This window comes from Cellulomonas wangleii (assembly GCF_018388445.1).
GTDB classification, from domain to species: Bacteria; Actinomycetota; Actinomycetes; order Actinomycetales; family Cellulomonadaceae; genus Cellulomonas; species Cellulomonas wangleii.
The window spans coordinates 1076738-1092012 of record NZ_CP074405.1; the positions used below are offsets into that span (position 1 = coordinate 1076738).

Below are 15275 nucleotides of genomic sequence, written 5' to 3' on the forward strand. Positions count from 1 at the left end.
CCGGTGGCGGAACGGTGCAGGTCGTAGTCGTATGTGAAGCACCGTTCGACCCTTCCGACGACGCGAGAGGTCAGGTACCCCCGGTGCGACGACGCGCAGCTCTCCTCGCCCTGGCGCTGGTGGCCCCGCTGGCCGCCTGCGCGTCGGCCGAGGAGGGGCCTCCCACGCTGACGTGGTACATCAACCCCGACTCCGGGGGGCAGGCGCGCATCGCCGCCGAGTGCAGCGACGAGTCCGACGGCGCGTACCGCCTCGAGGTGGCCCTGCTGCCGCGCGACGCCCCGGGGCAGCGCGAGCAGCTCGTCCGGCGGCTCGCGGCCAACGACACGTCGATCGACCTCATGAGCATCGACCCGCCGTTCGTCCCGGAGTTCTCCAACGCGGGCTTCCTGGCCGAGATCCCGGACGACGTGGCGCAGACCGTGACGCAGGACGTGGCCGAGGGGGCCGTCGCGGCCGCCACGTACGGCGACGAGCTCGTCGTCGTGCCGTTCTGGGCCAACACGCAGCTGCTCTGGTACCGCAAGTCCGTGGCCGAGGCCGCAGGCCTGGACATGTCGCAGCCGGTCACGTGGGACCAGATCATCGACGCGGCCGAGCAGCAGGACGTCACGGTGGCCGTCCAGGGCACGCGCGCCGAGTCGCTCACCGTGTGGGTCAACGCGCTGGTCGAGTCCGCCGGCGGGCACATCCTCGAGAACCCCGACGAGGAGGACCCGCAGGCCGTCACCCCGAGCCTCGACAGCGACGCGGGCCGCACCGCTGCGCAGATCATCTCGGACCTCGCCGCCTCGGGTGTCGGGGGGCCGCAGCTCTCCAACGCCGACGAGGACATCAACGCCTCGATGTTCGAGGGCGACTCCGCGGGCTTCATGGTCAACTGGCCGTTCGTCTGGCAGCGCGCCAACGCGGGCGTCGAGTCCGGCAGCCTCGACCGGTCGGTCGTCGACGACTACGGCTGGGCGCTGTACCCGCAGGCGGTCGAGGGCGAGGAGTCCCGCCCGCCGATCGGGGGCGTCACGCTCGGCGTCAGCGCGTTCAGCGAGAACCCCGACCTGGCGTTCGAGGCCGCGCAGTGCATCGTCCAGCCCGAGAAGCAGGCGGAGTACTACCTGTCGGACGGCAACCCGCCCGGGTCCCTCGTGGCGTTCGACGACCCCGAGGTGCAGGAGGCATTCCCGATGGCCGACCTCATCCGCGAGTCGCTGCAGAACGCCGCACCACGGCCGCAGACGCCGTTCTACAACGAGGTGTCGACGAGCCTGCAGCGCACGTGGCACTCGCCCCGCAGCGTCTCCCCGGACTCCACCCCGGCCTCGGGCGACACGCTCATCACCGACGTCCTGCAGGGGAGGGCACTGCTGTGAGCGCCGCGACCACCACCGTCCCGGCCGCGGCTGACGCGGCCACCGGCGGTCCCCGCAAGCCGCGCCGGTCGGACCGGGCGCGCCAGGAGGCCCGGCTCGGGCTGCTGCTGTGCGCGCCCGCGATCCTCGTCCTCGTCGCCGTCGTGGGGTACCCGATCCTGCAGGCCGTCTGGGACTCGCTGTACAGCTACAAGCTCACCAACCCCGACGCGCGGCGCTTCGTCGGCCTGGAGAACTACGCGCTGATCCTGTCCGACCCGATCTGGTGGCAGGCGCTGTGGGTGACCGTGCTCATCACGGTCGTCACCGTGGTCGTCGAGCTCGTCCTCGGGTTCGCCCTGGCGCTGGTGATGAACAACGCGCTGAGCACCCTGCGTCCCGCGCTGCGCACGGCGATCCTCATCCCGTACGCGATCATCACGGTCGTCTCGGCGTTCGCGTTCCGGTTCATGTTCGACCTGACCAGCGGGTTCATGAACAGCTGGCTGCCGTTCGTGCCCGACGACGTGGACTGGTTCGCGTCGTTCGGCACCGCGATCACGGTCATCTGCATCTCGGAGATCTGGAAGACGACGCCGTTCATCTCGCTGCTGCTGCTGTCGGGGCTCGCACAGGTCCCGGGCGAGCTGCAGGAGGCGGCGAAGGTCGACGGCGCCACGTGGTGGCAGCGGATGCGCCGCGTGACGATCCCGAACATGAAGGCCGCGATCATGGTCGCGCTGCTGTTCCGGGCCCTCGACGCGTTCCGCATCTTCGACAACATCTTCATCATGACGAACGGCGCGGCCGGCACCGAGTCGGTGTCGTTCCTGGCCTACCGGCAGACCATCCAGCGCCTGGAGATCGGCATCGGCTCGGCGGTGTCCGTGCTGCTGACGATCTGCGTCGCGCTCATCGCGCTGCTGTTCGTCAAGGGCTTCAAGGTCAACCTGGCGGCGTCGACGAGGGCGGGACGATGAGCGGGCGGACGAAGGCGTGGTGGTGGGTCGGCGGGATCCTGATCGTCCTGTACTGCCTGTTCCCGGTGGCGTGGATCGTGTCGCTGTCGCTCAAGGCGCCGGCCGACCTCGACGACGGGTCGTTCCTGCCCACGTCGGTGTCGTGGCAGAACTACCAGCTGATCCTCACCGGCGGCGCGTCCGACCTGTTCCTGCCGGCGCTGCGCAACTCCGTGGGCATCTGCCTCATCGCCACCGGGATCGCGGTCGTGCTGGCGGCGCTGTGCGCGTACGCGGTCGCCCGCCTCGACTTCCCCGGCAAGGCGCTGGTGCTGGGGCTCGCGCTCGGGGTGTCGATGTTCCCCGTCATCTCGATCGTCACGCCGCTGTTCAACATCTGGCGTGCGATCGGGCTGTTCGACACGTGGCCCGGCCTGATCATCCCCTACCTGTCGATCACGCTGCCGCTGTCGATCTGGACGCTCACCGCGTTCTTCCGCGAGATCCCGTGGGAGATGGAGCAGGCGGCGCAGGTCGACGGCGCGACGACCGCGCAGGCGTTCCGCAAGGTCATCGTGCCGCTCGCCGGACCGGGCGTGGCGACCACGGCGATCATCGCCTTCTTCCTCGCGTGGAACGACTTCGTCTACGGCATCTCGCTGACGTCCACCGAGCGCGCCCGGCCCGTGCCGGCGGCGCTCGCGTTCTTCACCGGCGCCTCGCAGTTCGAGGAGCCGACGGGGGCCATCTCGGCCGCCGCGGTCATCGTCACCATCCCCGTCGTCGTGCTGGTCCTGCTGTTCCAGCGCCAGATCGTCGCCGGGCTCACCCAGGGTGCCGTCAAGGGCTGACGGGCCGTCGCAGGAGGAGGAGCGTCATGGCAGCGATCACGCTGAGCCACGTCGTCAAGGAGTACGGCGACGGGTACCCGGCAGTGAACGACGTGAGCCTGGACATCGACGACGGCGAGTTCGTCATCCTCGTCGGGCCGTCGGGGTGCGGGAAGTCGACCCTGCTGCGCATGGTCGTCGGTCTCGAGGACATCACGGGCGGCGAGATCTCGATCGACGGCGACGTGGTCAACGACAAGGCGCCGCGGGACCGCAAGCTGGCGATGGTGTTCCAGAACTACGCGCTGTACCCGCACCTGAGCGTGTTCGAGAACATCGCGTTCCCGCTGCGGCTCGACAAGGGCAAGTTCTCGGAGGCGGAGGTGCGTGAGCGCGTCGAGCGCGCCGCCGACACCCTGGAGCTGCGTGAGCACCTCGACCGCAAGCCCGCCAACCTGTCCGGCGGGCAGCGGCAGCGGGTCGCGATGGGGCGGGCCATCGTCCGCGAGGCGCGCGCGTTCCTCTTCGACGAGCCGCTGTCCAACCTCGACGCCAAGCTGCGCGGGCAGATGCGCACCGAGATCTCCCGGATGCAGCGCCGGCTCGGCACCACGACCCTCTACGTCACGCACGACCAGACCGAGGCGATGACGCTCGGCGACCGGGTGGCCGTGCTGAAGAAGGGCGTGCTGCAGCAGGTCGCCAGCCCGCGGGCGCTGTACGAGCAGCCCGTCAACCTCTTCGTGGCCGGGTTCATCGGGTCGCCGCCCATGAACTTCCTGCCGGGAGAGGTCGACGGTGACGTGCTGCGGCTGCCGCTGACCGAGGTCCCCCTGACCGACGAGCTGCGCGCCCGCATCGGCGACCGCCGGGTCGTCATCGTCGGTCTGCGCCCGGAGCACCTGGAGGACGCGGACATGCTCGACGACGACACCCGCGCGGGCGGTGTGACGTTCGGGGCCGACGTGGACGTCGTCGAGTGGCTGGGCGCGGAGCTCTACGCGTACGTGCCGTTCGAGACGCACGCCTCGGTGGAGAAGACCCTCGAGGAGCTCGACCGCGACCTGGACGGCGAGGGCATGCGGACCCAGCTGGTCGCGGCGCTCGGCTCCGAGGCGCGGGTCCGCGACGGTGACACCGCCGAGCTCTGGTTCGACCCGGCACGGCTGCTGATCTTCGACCCGGAGAACGGCGAGAACCTCACGTACGACGCGGAGTCGGCCCGCCGGTCCGACGAGGAGAGCGTCGAGGAGCGTCGCCGGACGACGGAGCGTGCGCACCGCCGCGCCGAGCGCGCCCGCGAGCCGGCCGCCTGAGCCCCGGCGTCGCGCCGTCCCGGCAGGCCCGGGGCGGCGCGACGCGGCACGACGGTCAGTCCTGCGGGACCACGCCCGGTCCGGCGCCGATGTCGCCGACGACGCGCGCGACGCGCGCGCGGCCGTCGGCCAGGGCGTACTCCAGCGCGACGATCGCGCACCGGCCGGCCGCGATCTCGTCCGCGAGCGACACGGAGTACCCGTGCAGCTGGCGCGCGGTGTGCAGGACGTGCTCGTGGCCGAGCGTGGCCGCGTCGAACGAGTCCAGCGGCCGCCCCGAGGCCGTGAGGCCGACGATCGACGGGATCACGCGGTCCACCACGGCCTGCACGAAGCCGGGCGGGACGTTCCCGCTGGTCATCGCGTCGACGGTGGCCGCGACCGCACCGCACGAGTCGTGCGCGAGGACGACCACGAGCGGGGCGCCCAGCACGTTGACGCCGTACTCGATCGACCCGATGACGGTCGTGTCGAGCACGTGCCCGGCCGTGCGGACCACGAAGAGGTCGCCCAGGCCCTGGTCGAAGATGATCTCGGCGGCGACCCGGCTGTCGGAGCAGCCGAACACCACGGCGAAGGGGTGCTGCTCGCTGCTGACCTCGGTGCGACGGTCGATCCCCTGCGAGGGGTGCAGCATCCGGTCCTCGACGAACCGCAGGTTGCCTGCGCGCAGCTCGGCCCACGCCTCGGCGGGCGTCGTCGGTGTCGTGGTCGCAGCCGTCATGCGTCGGTGCCCTCCGTCGTGTCGGTCGGTTCCTCGAGCTCGTCGCGCCGGGGCGGGTTCGCACCCGGGCGCGACACCGTGATCGCCGCGATCCGGGCGCAGCGCTCCAGGACGGCCTGCACCGTCGCGGCGTCGACGTCGTGCAGCGCGGCGCGCCGGTCGGCGCCGAGCAGGCCGGCCTCCCACAGGCCGTCGACCAGGCCACCCATGAACGAGTCGCCGGCGCCGACCGTGTCGGCCACCGTCACCCGGGGCGCCGCGACGGACAGGCGTGCGCCGGCCGACGTGACGGCGAACGCGCCCTCGCCACCGTGCGTGACCACGACCAGGGCGGGGCCGGACCGGCTCCACGCCTCGGCGATCTCGGCCGGCGCGACGCCGGGCCGCAGCCACGCCAGGTCCTCGTCGCTGACCTTGACGACGTCCGCGAGGGCCACCAGGCGCTCGACGACCGGCCGGACGGCGGCCGGGTCGCCCATCAGCGCCGGGCGCAGGTTCGGGTCGTACGTGAGGGTGGACGTGGCGCGGCGGCTCGCGAGGAGCCGGGCGACCTTCGCGGCACCGGGTGCGAGCACGGTCGCGATCGAGCCCGTGTGCACGACCAGGGGCGCGTCGTCGTCCTCGGCCCACGACGAGGGCAGGTCCCACTCGAGGTCGAACTCGTACGTCGCGACGCCCTCGGCGTCCAGGTGGGCGGTGGCCACCGGGGTGCGGACCGCGGCGCGGTCGCCGCGCAGCACGTGGACGCCCGAGCGCTGCAGGTGGCGGCGCACCAGGTCACCGTCCGCGTCGTCGCCGAGCCACGTCAGCAGGTCGGCGCGCCTCCCGAGGCGTGCCAGGCCGAGCGCGACGTTCGCGGGGCTCCCGCCCGGGTGCTCGTCACGCGTCCCGTCCGTGCGCCGCACGGCGTCGACCAGGGCCTCGCCGACCACCAGGGCACGTGCCTCGCCGGTCACTCGTCGTCCTCCGTGCCGCCGCTGCCGCGGGCGGCCGTCAGCCGTGCGCGCGCGCCGTCGAGCCACTCCTGGCAGCGCGCGGCCAGCGCCTCACCGCGCTCCCACAGCGCGAGCGACTCCTCGAGCGTCCCGGCGCCGGACTCGAGCCGGGCGACGATCGCGACGAGCTCGTCGCGCGCCTGCTCGTAGCCGAGGTCCGCCGGGTCCGGGAGGGTGGGGGCTGGGTTCTCGTCGCCGGCTGCGCCGGCCGTGTCGGGTCGTGCCACGCGCACAGTCAACCAGCCGACCAGCGCACCTGCCGCGCCGTCCCGCGTCGTCGCCCGTGCGCGGCGCACCGTCCCGGCCGGCGGGCCGTCACGGTGCGACGTCGGCCGCGAGCTCGCCCGCCGCGACGCGCACCCGCAGCCGGTCACCCGGGGTGACGTCGTCGGGGCTGCGCACGACCGCGCCGTCGGCGCGCTGCACGACCGCGTACCCGCGCTCGAGCGTCGCGGCGGGGGACAGGGCCCGCACCTGCCCGGCGAGACGCGCCGTGGCCGTCGCGGCCTGCGCGAGCGCGGCGTCGAGCACCGTGCGGCCGCGCCCGGTGAGCCGGTGCAGCGTGTCCTCGTGGGGGTCGACGAGCGTCCCGGGCCGGGCCAGCACCGGGCGGCTGCGCAGGTTCGCGAGCCCGGCCTCCTCGCGGGCGAGCCGGTGGGTGACGGCCGCGCGGGTCCGCGACCGTGCCTGCACGATCCGCGCGCGCTCCTCGGTGACGTCGGGCACGACGCGCTTGGCGGCGTCCGTCGGCGTCGAGGCGCGCAGGTCGGCGACGAGGTCCAGCAGGGGGGCGTCCATGTGGTGCCCGATCGCGCTGACCAGCGGCGTGCGGCACGCGGCGGCCGCACGCACGAGCGTCTCGTTGCTGAACGGCAGCAGGTCCTCGAACGAGCCACCGCCACGCGCGACGACGATGACCTCGACGCGGGGGTCGGCGTCGAGCTCCGCGACGGCCGCGCTCACCTCCGGCACCGCGCTGGGGCCCTGCACGGTGACGCGGCGGATCTCGAACTGCACGGCGGGCCAGCGGGCGCGCGCGTTGGACACGACGTCGTGCTCGGCGTCGCCCTGCTGCGCGCACACCAGCCCGACGACGGCGGGCAGGAAGGGCAGCGGACGCTTGCGGGACTCGTCGAACAGGCCCTCCGCCGCGAGCACGCCCTTCAGGTGCTCGATGCGGGCCAGCAGCTCGCCCAGGCCGACCAGCCGCACCCGGTCGGCCGCGAACCCCAGCGAGCCCTTCTTCACCTGGTACTGGGGGCGGGCGTGCACCACCACGTGCGCGCCGTCCGTGAACCGCTCGCCGAGGCTCATCGCGGCGACGGCCGGCAGCGTCACCGACAGCGACATGTCGAGGTCGGTGTCGCGCAGCGTGAGGAACAGCAGGGAGTTCCAGCGCCGGACGTTGAGCACCTGGCCCTCGACCCAGACGGGCGGCATGCGCGCCACGTAGTCCGCGACCTTGGGCGCGAGGTGCCGCACGGGCCACGGGCGCTCGGGTGTCGTGTCCGCGGCCTTGAGCGGGAGCGGCAGGGGGGCCGCGGGCGGTGGGGCGGGTGCGCTCGTCTCGTCCTGCACGCCCCCAGCCTGCCGCACGCCCCCGACACCGCCGACCACGGGTGCGCGTCCCGGTGCGGGGGACACGGACCTCGCGAGACCGGGCGCAAGTGCCACGGGCGACCTGGGCCCGCTCTCGCGGGGCACGCGTCTCACGCGGTGGCGGGAGGCGAGGGGGAGCGGGTGGAGTCGTGGAGGTCGGGTGACGGTGGCCGCCGTCACCCGGGTCGTCCGGGACGCCCGGCCTAGACTGGACCGGTGACCTCGACCGCCCCCGGCCCTGATCTCCGCGCCGACGTTCCGCCGGCGCGCAAGCGCGTGCTGCTCGCGGCACCCCGCGGGTACTGCGCGGGCGTCGACCGCGCGGTCGTCGCCGTCGAGAAGGCGCTCGAGCACTACGGCGCCCCGGTGTACGTCCGCAAGGAGATCGTGCACAACCGGCACGTCGTCGAGACGCTCGCCGCGCGCGGGGCGGTGTTCGTCGACGAGACGGACCAGGTGCCCGAGGGCGCACGCGTCGTGTTCTCGGCGCACGGCGTCTCGCCGGCGGTCAAGGCCTCCGCGGCGGCGCGCAACCTGCAGACGATCGACGCGACGTGCCCCCTGGTGACCAAGGTGCACAAGGAGGCCGTGCGGTTCGCCGCGGACGACTTCGACATCCTGCTCATCGGCCACGACGGCCACGAGGAGGTCGAGGGCACGCAGGGTCACGCGCCCGAGCACATCCAGGTCGTGAACTCCCCGGCCGACGCGGACCACGTCGAGGTTCGCGACCCGGAGCGGGTCATGTGGATCTCGCAGACGACGCTGTCGGTGGACGAGACCATGGAGACGGTCCGCCGCCTGCGCGAGCGGTTCCCGCACCTGCAGGACCCGCCGAGCGACGACATCTGCTACGCCACGCAGAACCGCCAGGTCGCCGTGAAGAAGCTCGCGCCCGCGTGCGACGTCGTCATCACCGTCGGCTCGGCCAACTCGTCGAACTCGGTGCGCCTCGTCGAGGTCGCGCTCGACGCGGGTGCCCGCTCGTCGTACCGCGTCGACAAGGCCGCCGAGATCGACCCCGCCTGGCTCGAGGGCGCGACCACCGTCGGCGTGACGTCGGGCGCGTCGGTGCCCGAGATCCTCGTGGCGGACGTCCTGGCGTTCCTGGCCGTGCACGGCTTCGCCGACGTCGAGGAGGTCCGCACCGCGACGGAGGACCTCATGTTCTCCCTGCCGCGCGAGCTGCGCGCCGACCTCAAGAAGGCCGGGGAGCCGGCGGGGCGCCCGCGGCCCGACGGTCGCCGCCGGCTGGACGTCCAGCCCGTCTGACGTCCGACCGCGCACCGCGCGCGACGTACCGCGCACCGCTCGCCGGCGCCGCGCGGCCCCCGGCAACGCGGACGTCGCCGGTGCTCATGTGACGCCGCGGCGGGCGGCATCCCGCACGCGGCGGCGCCGGCTGCCGTGGTGATCAGGCGGTCGACGCGTCCCCGTCGGCCGCGCGCCGCCGTGCGACCTCGTCCTGCAGCGCCCGGTCGTCACGGCGCCCGGCCGGGTCGCCCAGCACGAGGTCGTCCAGCGCCACGACCTGCTCCGCCGCCGACGCGACGAGCTCCGGCGCGCTCAGGGCGGTCAGCCGCGGGTTCGCCGGCCCGGGCGTCGGCAGGTCACCGTCGACGACGTGGAGGTCGGCGAACCGGCGGGCACTGACCAGCACGCGGGACTCCAACGACCCGACCGCCTGGTTGTACGCACCGGCGGCCGCGTCGATCGAGCGGCCGAGCCGCGCCAAGTGCGTGCCCATCGTCGCGAGCCGTCCGTGCAGCTCCTTGCCGAGCGTGAGCACCTGCTGCGCGTTGGCCGCCAGCGCGTCCTGCCGCCACGCGTACGCCACGGTCCGCAGCAGCGTGAGCAGCGTGACGGGTGTCGCGATGACGACGTTGCGCTCGAACGCGTACTCGATGAGCGTCGGGTCCTGGTCGGCCGCCGCGTGCAGGAACGACTCGGCCGGCACGAACATCACGACGAACTCCGGCGCGGGGGCGAACTGGTCCCAGTAGCGCTTGGAGGCGAGGTCGTCGACGTGCTTGCGCACGTGCCGGGCGTGCGCCGCGAGCCGCTGGGCGCGCACCGTCTCGTCGTCCGTCTGCGCGGCGTCGAGGAACCCCAGGAACGCGACCTTCGCGTCGACGACGACCTGCTTGCCCCCCGCGAGGCGCACCACCATGTCCGGGCGCTGCAGCCCGTCGTCCGTGCGCACCTGCTCCTGCTCGACGAAGTCGACGTGCGCGAGCATCCCCGCGGCCTCGACCACGCGCCGCAGCTGCACCTCGCCCCACCGGCCGCGCACCTGCGACGAGCGCAGCGCCGTGACGAGCTGCGACGTCTCGCCCCGCAGCTGCTCGGACGCCGCCCGCATCGCGCGCACCTGCTCGCCCAGCGCCGCGTTGCCCTCGACGCGGGCACGCTCGGCCTCGACGAGCTCGGTGCGGACGTGGTCGAGCGTGCGGGCGAGGGGCTCGACCATCGCGCGGACCGCCTGCTCGCGCTGCGCGAACTCACCCACCTGCGTCTGGTGCTCGGCCGCGAGCCGCTGGTGGGCCAGGGCGAGGAACTGCTCGCTGGTCGCCGCCAGCGCCTCGTCCGCCAGCGCCCGGAACCGGTCGCCGGCGCCGGCGCGCTCCGCCTCGAGCCGTGCCAGGGCACGGGCGGCCTCGACCTCCGCCGACCGCACCCGCTCCTCGGCGGCGCGGGTCGCGCGCGACGACCCCACCACCCACGCCACGACGGCGCCCAGGGCGGCACCGACCAGCAGGGCGGACAGGAGCAGCGGGAGGGCTGCGGTACCGAGCACGGGATCCATGGTGCGCAGCGTGCCAGAGGGGACCGACAGGGCCCGTCGTCCTGCCGCCGTGCCCCTGCTGTGCCCCAGCCGTGCCCTTGCTGTGCCCCTGCCGTGCCCAGTCCCGGGACGGAGGCCCGGTTCCGTCGCGCGACCGATCCGCCCGCCCGTGCCCGCGCCCTAGTGTCGATCGCGTGACCACACCAGACGCCGTCCCACCACCCGCTCCGGGCCCCGTCCCGGGCCCGTCCGGTGCGCCCGGGGTCGCGCCGACGACGGCCGCCCCCGGTGCCCCGTCCCCCCGACCCGGCGCGCCCGCCCTCGCCCTGCAGGGCATGTGGCGGCGCTTCGGTGACAAGGTCGCCGTCGCCGGCATCGACCTGACCATCCCGTCGGGCTCGTTCTACGGCCTGGTCGGCCCCAACGGGGCGGGCAAGACGACCAGCCTGTCCATGGCCACCGGTCTGCTGCGGCCCGACGCGGGCACCGTCCTCGTGCACGGCGTGGACCTCTGGGCGAACCCGGTCGAGGTCAAGCGGATGCTCGGGGTGCTGCCCGACGGGGTGCGCCTCTTCGACCGCCTGACGGGTGCGCAGCTCGTCACGTACGCGGGGCTGCTGCAAGGCCTGGATCGCGCGACGGTCGCGGCCCGCACCGACGACCTGCTCGCCGCCGTCGGCCTGTCGGACGACCGCGACACCCTCGTCGTCGACTACTCCGCGGGCATGACGAAGAAGGTCGCGCTCGCCTGCGCCCTGGTGCACGCGCCCCGCGTCCTCGTGCTCGACGAGCCGTTCGAGGCGGTCGACCCCGTGTCGGCCGCGAACATCCGCGAGATCCTGCACCAGTACGTCGCGGGCGGCGGGACCGTGGTCGTGTCGTCGCACGTCATGGACCTCGTGCAGCGCATGTGCGACCACGTCGCCGTCATCGCCGAGGGCCACGTGCTGGCAGCCGGCACCGTCGACGAGGTGCGCGCCGGTCGTTCGCTCGAGGAGCGGTTCGTCGAGCTCGTGGGCGGCCGGATCACCGGGGAGGGGCTCGCGTGGTTGCGCACCTCGTCCGACTGAAGCTGACGCTGCTGCGCAACGCCCTGCGCCGCAGCGCCTGGCAGGTCGTGGGCGTCGTCGTGGGCGCGCTGTACGGGCTGTCCGTGCTGCTGGCGGCCGTCGTGGGGCTCGTGGCCCTCGGCTTCGTCGACGTCGCGGTCCGCTCGGACGTCCTCGTCGCCGTCGGGTCCGTGGTCGTCCTGGGCTGGTGGGTCGTGCCGCTCCTGGCGTTCGGCGTCGACTCCACCCTCGACCCCCGGCGTTTCGTCACCTTCGGCGTCCCGCGCCGCGACCTGCTCGTCGGGCTCACGCTCGCGGGCCTGATCGGCATCCCCGGGATCGTCACCACGGTCAGCGCCCTGGCCATGCCGCTGTCGTGGTGGCGCGAGCCGGCCGCGGCGCTCGCCGCCCTCGTCGGCGGCGTGCTCGCGGTGCTGGCGTGCACCATCGGTGCCCGCGCCACGACGACGGCGCTGGCGCCGCTCATCGGCCGACGCCGGGTCCGGGAGGTCGTCGCGGCGCTCGCGATCCTCCCCGTGATGTTCATCGGCCCGATCCTCAACACCGTCGCCGACCAGGCCTCGGCCGTCGACGGGCTGGGGTCCGTGGCACGCGTCCTGTCGTGGACGCCGCCGGGTGCTCCGTGGGCGCTCGCACCGGCCGTGGCCGTCGGCGACTGGGCGGGTGCGCTGGCCCGGCTGGTCATCGCGGTGGCGACCGTCGCGCTCGCGCTCCGCGTGTGGTCGTGGGCGCTGGACCGCACGCTGACCGAGCCGGTCAGCGCGGGCGGTGACGCGCGTGCCCGCGGGCTGGGGTGGTTCGGCCGGGTGCCCGCCACCCCGACCGGGGCCGTGGCCGCGCGCGCCGTCACGTACTGGATGCGCGACCCGCGGTACTCGGTCGCCGTGGCGGTCGTGCCGGTGCTGCCCGTGTTGCTGGCGTTCGCGGCGCCCGGCGGCGAGCTCGTGCTCATCGCCGGCCCCGTGGCGGCGTTCATGATCGGCTGGAGCATCTCGGCGGACGTCGCGTACGACGGCACGGCGTTCTGGACCCACCTGGCGGCGCCGCTGCGCGGGGTGGCCGACCGGTGGGGGCGGGTGGTCGTGGCGGGCGCCGTCGGGCTGTTCGCGACGGTCGTGCTGGTGGTCTCCACCGCCTGGTACGCCGACCGCTGGGACGCGGTGCCCGCGCTGCTGGGTGCGGGTCTCGGCCTGCTGCTGACGGCCCTCGGCGGTGCCAGCGTGGTGTCGGCCGCCTTCGTGTACCCGGTGCAGCTGCCGGGGGAGAACCCGTTCGCCAGCAAGCAGGGTGCGGGCTCGGCCGCCTTCACGTCGCAGATGGTGGGGTCCCTGGCGGTCGGCCTGCTGGCCTCGCCGACCCTGATCCTCGCCGGGCTCGGCGTGGGGCGCGGGTCGGCGCCGTTCGGCTGGGCCGCGCTCGGGGTGGGGGTCGTCCTGGGGGTGGTCGTGCTCCTGGTCGGCGTGCGGCTCGGCGGCTCGATGCTCGACCGACGGGGGCCGGACCTGCTGCAGCGCATGCGGGCGTTCGCCTGACGCACGCGGCGCCGGGGCAGCCCGGCGCCGCGGCGGCGACCCCGGCGGCAGGAGGACCCTCCGACGCTGCGTAGACTCGACGCCCGTGGCTCTCACGATCGGCATCGTCGGCCTGCCCAACGTCGGCAAGTCCACCCTCTTCAACGCGCTCACCCGCGCGCAGGTCCTCGCGGCGAACTACCCGTTCGCGACGATCGAGCCGAACGTGGGCGTCGTCCCGCTGCCGGACCCGCGCCTGGAGACGCTCGCCAAGATCTTCGGCTCCGAGCGGATCCTGCCGGCGACGGTGTCGTTCGTCGACATCGCCGGCATCGTCAAGGGTGCGAGCGAGGGCGAGGGCCTGGGCAACAAGTTCCTGGCCAACATCCGGGAGGCCGACGCGATCTGCCAGGTGACGCGCGCGTTCGCCGACCCGGACGTCGTGCACGTCAGCGGCAGGGTGGACCCCGAGGGCGACATCGAGATCATCGCGACCGAGCTGGTCCTGGCCGACCTGCAGACCCTCGAGAACGCGATCCCGCGCCTCGAGAAGGAGGTCCGCGGCAAGAAGACGGCCCCCGAGGTGCTCGACGCGGCGAAGCGCGCGTACGCGGTGCTGGAGACCGGGCAGACCCTGTTCGCCGCCGGTCTGGCAGACGACGAGCACGTGCGCGCGCTGCAGCTCATGACGGCCAAGCCGTTCATCTACGTCTTCAACACCGACGACGCCGGCCTGGCCGACACCGCGATGCAGGAGCGGCTGCGCGCCCTTGTCGCGCCCGCCGACGCGATCTTCCTCGACGCGAAGTTCGAGTCGGAGCTGGTGGAGCTCGACGAGGACGAGGCGCGCGAGATGCTCGAGGCCAACGGCCAGGAGGAGTCCGGTCTGGACCAGCTCGCCCGCGTCGGCTTCCACACCCTCGGCCTGCAGACGTACCTCACGGCCGGTCCCAAGGAGTCGCGCGCCTGGACGATCCGCCAGGGCTGGACCGCCCCGCAGGCGGCCGGTGTGATCCACACGGACTTCCAGAAGGGCTTCATCAAGGCCGAGGTCATCTCGTTCGACGACCTCGTCGAGGCCGGTTCGGTCGCCGCCGCGCGCGCCGCCGGCAAGGCCCGCATCGAGGGCAAGGACTACGTCATGCACGACGGCGACGTCGTGGAGTTCCGCTTCAACGTCTGAGGCAGGACCGGGACCGCCCGGGGGTTCGGCAGGCTCCGGCGCAGCGATCGGCGAGGGACCACGGCGGGTCGCCGGCCCTGATCACCGGGTCCGGCCCGTCCGTCGGCTCCGCCGCTAGCGTGTATCTCGACATCGAGATATTTCGGAGGTGCGGTATGAGGCTCCACCACGTCCAGGTCGCCATGCCTCGCGGCGAGGAGGCCGAGGCGCGTCGCTTCTACGGTGAGGCTCTGGGGCTGGAGGAGGTCCAGAAACCGCCGTCCCTGGCCGGACGCGGCGGGTGCTGGTTCCGTGCGCACGACGGCGAGGTCGTCGTCGCCGAGGTCCACCTCGGGGTCGAGGACCCGTTCGTCCCTGCCGCGAAGGCCCACCCCGGTCTCGTCTGCGCCTCGCCGGCCGAGCTGGACGCCACGGCCGATCGCATCCGTCGCGGAGGCTACGAGCTCTCGTGGGCGGAGCGGGACACGTTCGAGGGGTACATCCGCTTCCATGCCCGCGACGGTTTCGGGAACCGTGTCGAGGTGATGACCCCGACGTCGTGAAGCGGGCGGTGCCCAGCGGACCGTCGGGCGTGCGAGCCGGGCTGCGGGATCGTCAGTCCGCGCGCGGCGGGCGGCGGACCTGCTTGAGCTCCGAGCGTTCCCGCTCGTCCTGCAGCCGTCGTCGCCTGGGCCCGGGGTGACGTGCCGGTCGTGCACCCCGACATCCTGGTGCCGCGAGCCCGCGATCGCGGGCGTGGGCGGCCGCGCGCGCCGACGACCTGCAGTGACACCGCGTGAGCCGTCGTGGGGCGCTGACCGCACCGCCCGACCGGGAGCCGAGGGTCCTGGTTACCGAGGTGTTGCGTCTCAGTTTCTGAGACGTACTGCCCAGTATCGAATCCGTAACGATCGATTCCAGCCCCGGGCTGCGTCCCAGATGCCGGGATTTCGCGTTGTACTGTCGCTCGCATCCACC

14 protein-coding genes are annotated in these 15275 nt (G+C 73.7%); 9 read left to right on the forward strand and 5 right to left on the reverse strand.

Annotated features, from left to right (window positions below; genetic code table 11):
- The first annotated feature begins 83 nt into the window (after positions 1-83).
- From KG103_RS05050 to KG103_RS05065, 4 genes are read left to right on the forward strand one after another with little or no spacing between them, the layout of a single operon-like run.
- The gene (locus KG103_RS05050) at positions 84-1367 is read left to right on the forward strand and encodes an extracellular solute-binding protein (protein WP_207341582.1); all 1284 of its coding nucleotides are present in this window, start codon (positions 84-86) and stop codon (positions 1365-1367) included.
- On the forward strand, positions 1364-2326 hold the full coding sequence (locus KG103_RS05055) for a carbohydrate ABC transporter permease (RefSeq protein WP_207341583.1): 963 nt from the start codon (positions 1364-1366) through the stop codon (positions 2324-2326). Before KG103_RS05050 ends, KG103_RS05055 begins: the two co-directional genes overlap by 4 nt.
- Complete coding sequence (locus tag KG103_RS05060; RefSeq protein ID WP_207341584.1) at positions 2323-3156, forward strand: carbohydrate ABC transporter permease; 834 nt, start codon at positions 2323-2325, stop codon at positions 3154-3156. Before KG103_RS05055 ends, KG103_RS05060 begins: the two co-directional genes overlap by 4 nt.
- Positions 3157-3182: 26 nt before the next feature.
- Entirely contained in the window at positions 3183-4451 is a 1269-nt protein-coding gene (locus KG103_RS05065) for an ABC transporter ATP-binding protein (RefSeq protein ID WP_207341585.1), read from the forward strand.
- A 55-nt stretch (positions 4452-4506) separates the two neighbouring features.
- Here the strand turns inward: KG103_RS05065 and KG103_RS05070 are convergent, their stop codons facing one another.
- From KG103_RS05070 to xseA, 4 genes are all read right to left on the reverse strand, one after another.
- A complete protein-coding gene (locus KG103_RS05070; protein ID WP_207341586.1) occupies positions 4507-5175 on the reverse strand; it encodes a carbonic anhydrase in 669 nt (222 codons plus the stop codon).
- On the reverse strand, positions 5172-6131 hold the full coding sequence (locus KG103_RS05075; protein WP_207341587.1) for a carbohydrate kinase family protein: 960 nt from the start codon (positions 6129-6131) through the stop codon (positions 5172-5174). The genes KG103_RS05070 and KG103_RS05075 overlap by 4 nt, the downstream gene beginning before the upstream one ends.
- Positions 6128-6397, reverse strand: coding sequence for an exodeoxyribonuclease VII small subunit (locus KG103_RS05080; RefSeq protein ID WP_207341588.1), 270 nt, complete (start codon positions 6395-6397; stop codon positions 6128-6130). Before KG103_RS05080 ends, KG103_RS05075 begins: the two co-directional genes overlap by 4 nt.
- 88 nt (positions 6398-6485) lie before the next feature.
- Positions 6486-7748 (reverse strand): exodeoxyribonuclease VII large subunit, encoded by a 1263-nt coding sequence (gene xseA / locus KG103_RS05085; protein WP_207341589.1) that lies wholly within the window; start codon positions 7746-7748, stop codon positions 6486-6488.
- Between the two features lie 237 nt (positions 7749-7985).
- Here xseA and KG103_RS05090 point away from each other — a divergent pair, with 237 nt between their 5' ends.
- Positions 7986-9041 carry a 4-hydroxy-3-methylbut-2-enyl diphosphate reductase gene (locus KG103_RS05090; protein ID WP_249670811.1) on the forward strand — a complete coding sequence of 352 codons (1056 nt, stop codon included), beginning with the start codon at positions 7986-7988 and terminating at the stop codon, positions 9039-9041.
- A 142-nt stretch (positions 9042-9183) separates the two neighbouring features.
- Here the strand turns inward: KG103_RS05090 and KG103_RS05095 are convergent, their stop codons facing one another.
- Positions 9184-10575 (reverse strand): DNA recombination protein RmuC, encoded by a 1392-nt coding sequence (locus KG103_RS05095; RefSeq protein WP_207341590.1) that lies wholly within the window; start codon positions 10573-10575, stop codon positions 9184-9186.
- Positions 10576-10748: 173 nt separating this feature from the next.
- On the opposite strand from KG103_RS05095, the gene KG103_RS05100 reads away from it, so the two are divergent.
- The 4 genes from KG103_RS05100 (at position 10749) to KG103_RS05115 (ending at position 14860) form a co-directional block, all read left to right on the forward strand.
- Positions 10749-11624: an ABC transporter ATP-binding protein gene (locus KG103_RS05100; RefSeq protein ID WP_207341591.1), complete on the forward strand. Its 876-nt coding sequence runs from the start codon at positions 10749-10751 to the stop codon at positions 11622-11624.
- Positions 11600-13156 carry a hypothetical protein gene (locus tag KG103_RS05105; RefSeq protein ID WP_207341592.1) on the forward strand — a complete coding sequence of 519 codons (1557 nt, stop codon included), beginning with the start codon at positions 11600-11602 and terminating at the stop codon, positions 13154-13156. Before KG103_RS05100 ends, KG103_RS05105 begins: the two co-directional genes overlap by 25 nt.
- Before the next feature lie 85 nt (positions 13157-13241).
- A complete protein-coding gene (ychF, locus tag KG103_RS05110; RefSeq protein WP_207341593.1) occupies positions 13242-14318 on the forward strand; it encodes a redox-regulated ATPase YchF in 1077 nt (358 codons plus the stop codon).
- 155 nt (positions 14319-14473) lie between these two features.
- Positions 14474-14860 carry a VOC family protein gene (locus KG103_RS05115; protein ID WP_207341594.1) on the forward strand — a complete coding sequence of 129 codons (387 nt, stop codon included), beginning with the start codon at positions 14474-14476 and terminating at the stop codon, positions 14858-14860.
- Positions 14861-15275 lie beyond the last annotated feature (415 nt).

What these genes read in the sequence shown, in the direction of transcription:
- KG103_RS05115 (WP_207341594.1), top strand. Translation starts at nt 14,474, where the DNA reads ATGAGGCTCCACCACGTCCAGGTCGCCATGCCTCGCGGCGAGGAGGCC.
- KG103_RS05070 (WP_207341586.1), bottom strand. Translation starts at nt 5,175, where the DNA reads ATGACGGCTGCGACCACGACACCGACGACGCCCGCCGAGGCGTGGGCC.
- KG103_RS05060 (WP_207341584.1), top strand. Translation starts at nt 2,323, where the DNA reads ATGAGCGGGCGGACGAAGGCGTGGTGGTGGGTCGGCGGGATCCTGATC.
- KG103_RS05065 (WP_207341585.1), top strand. Translation starts at nt 3,183, where the DNA reads ATGGCAGCGATCACGCTGAGCCACGTCGTCAAGGAGTACGGCGACGGG.
- KG103_RS05095 (WP_207341590.1), bottom strand. Translation starts at nt 10,575, where the DNA reads ATGGATCCCGTGCTCGGTACCGCAGCCCTCCCGCTGCTCCTGTCCGCC.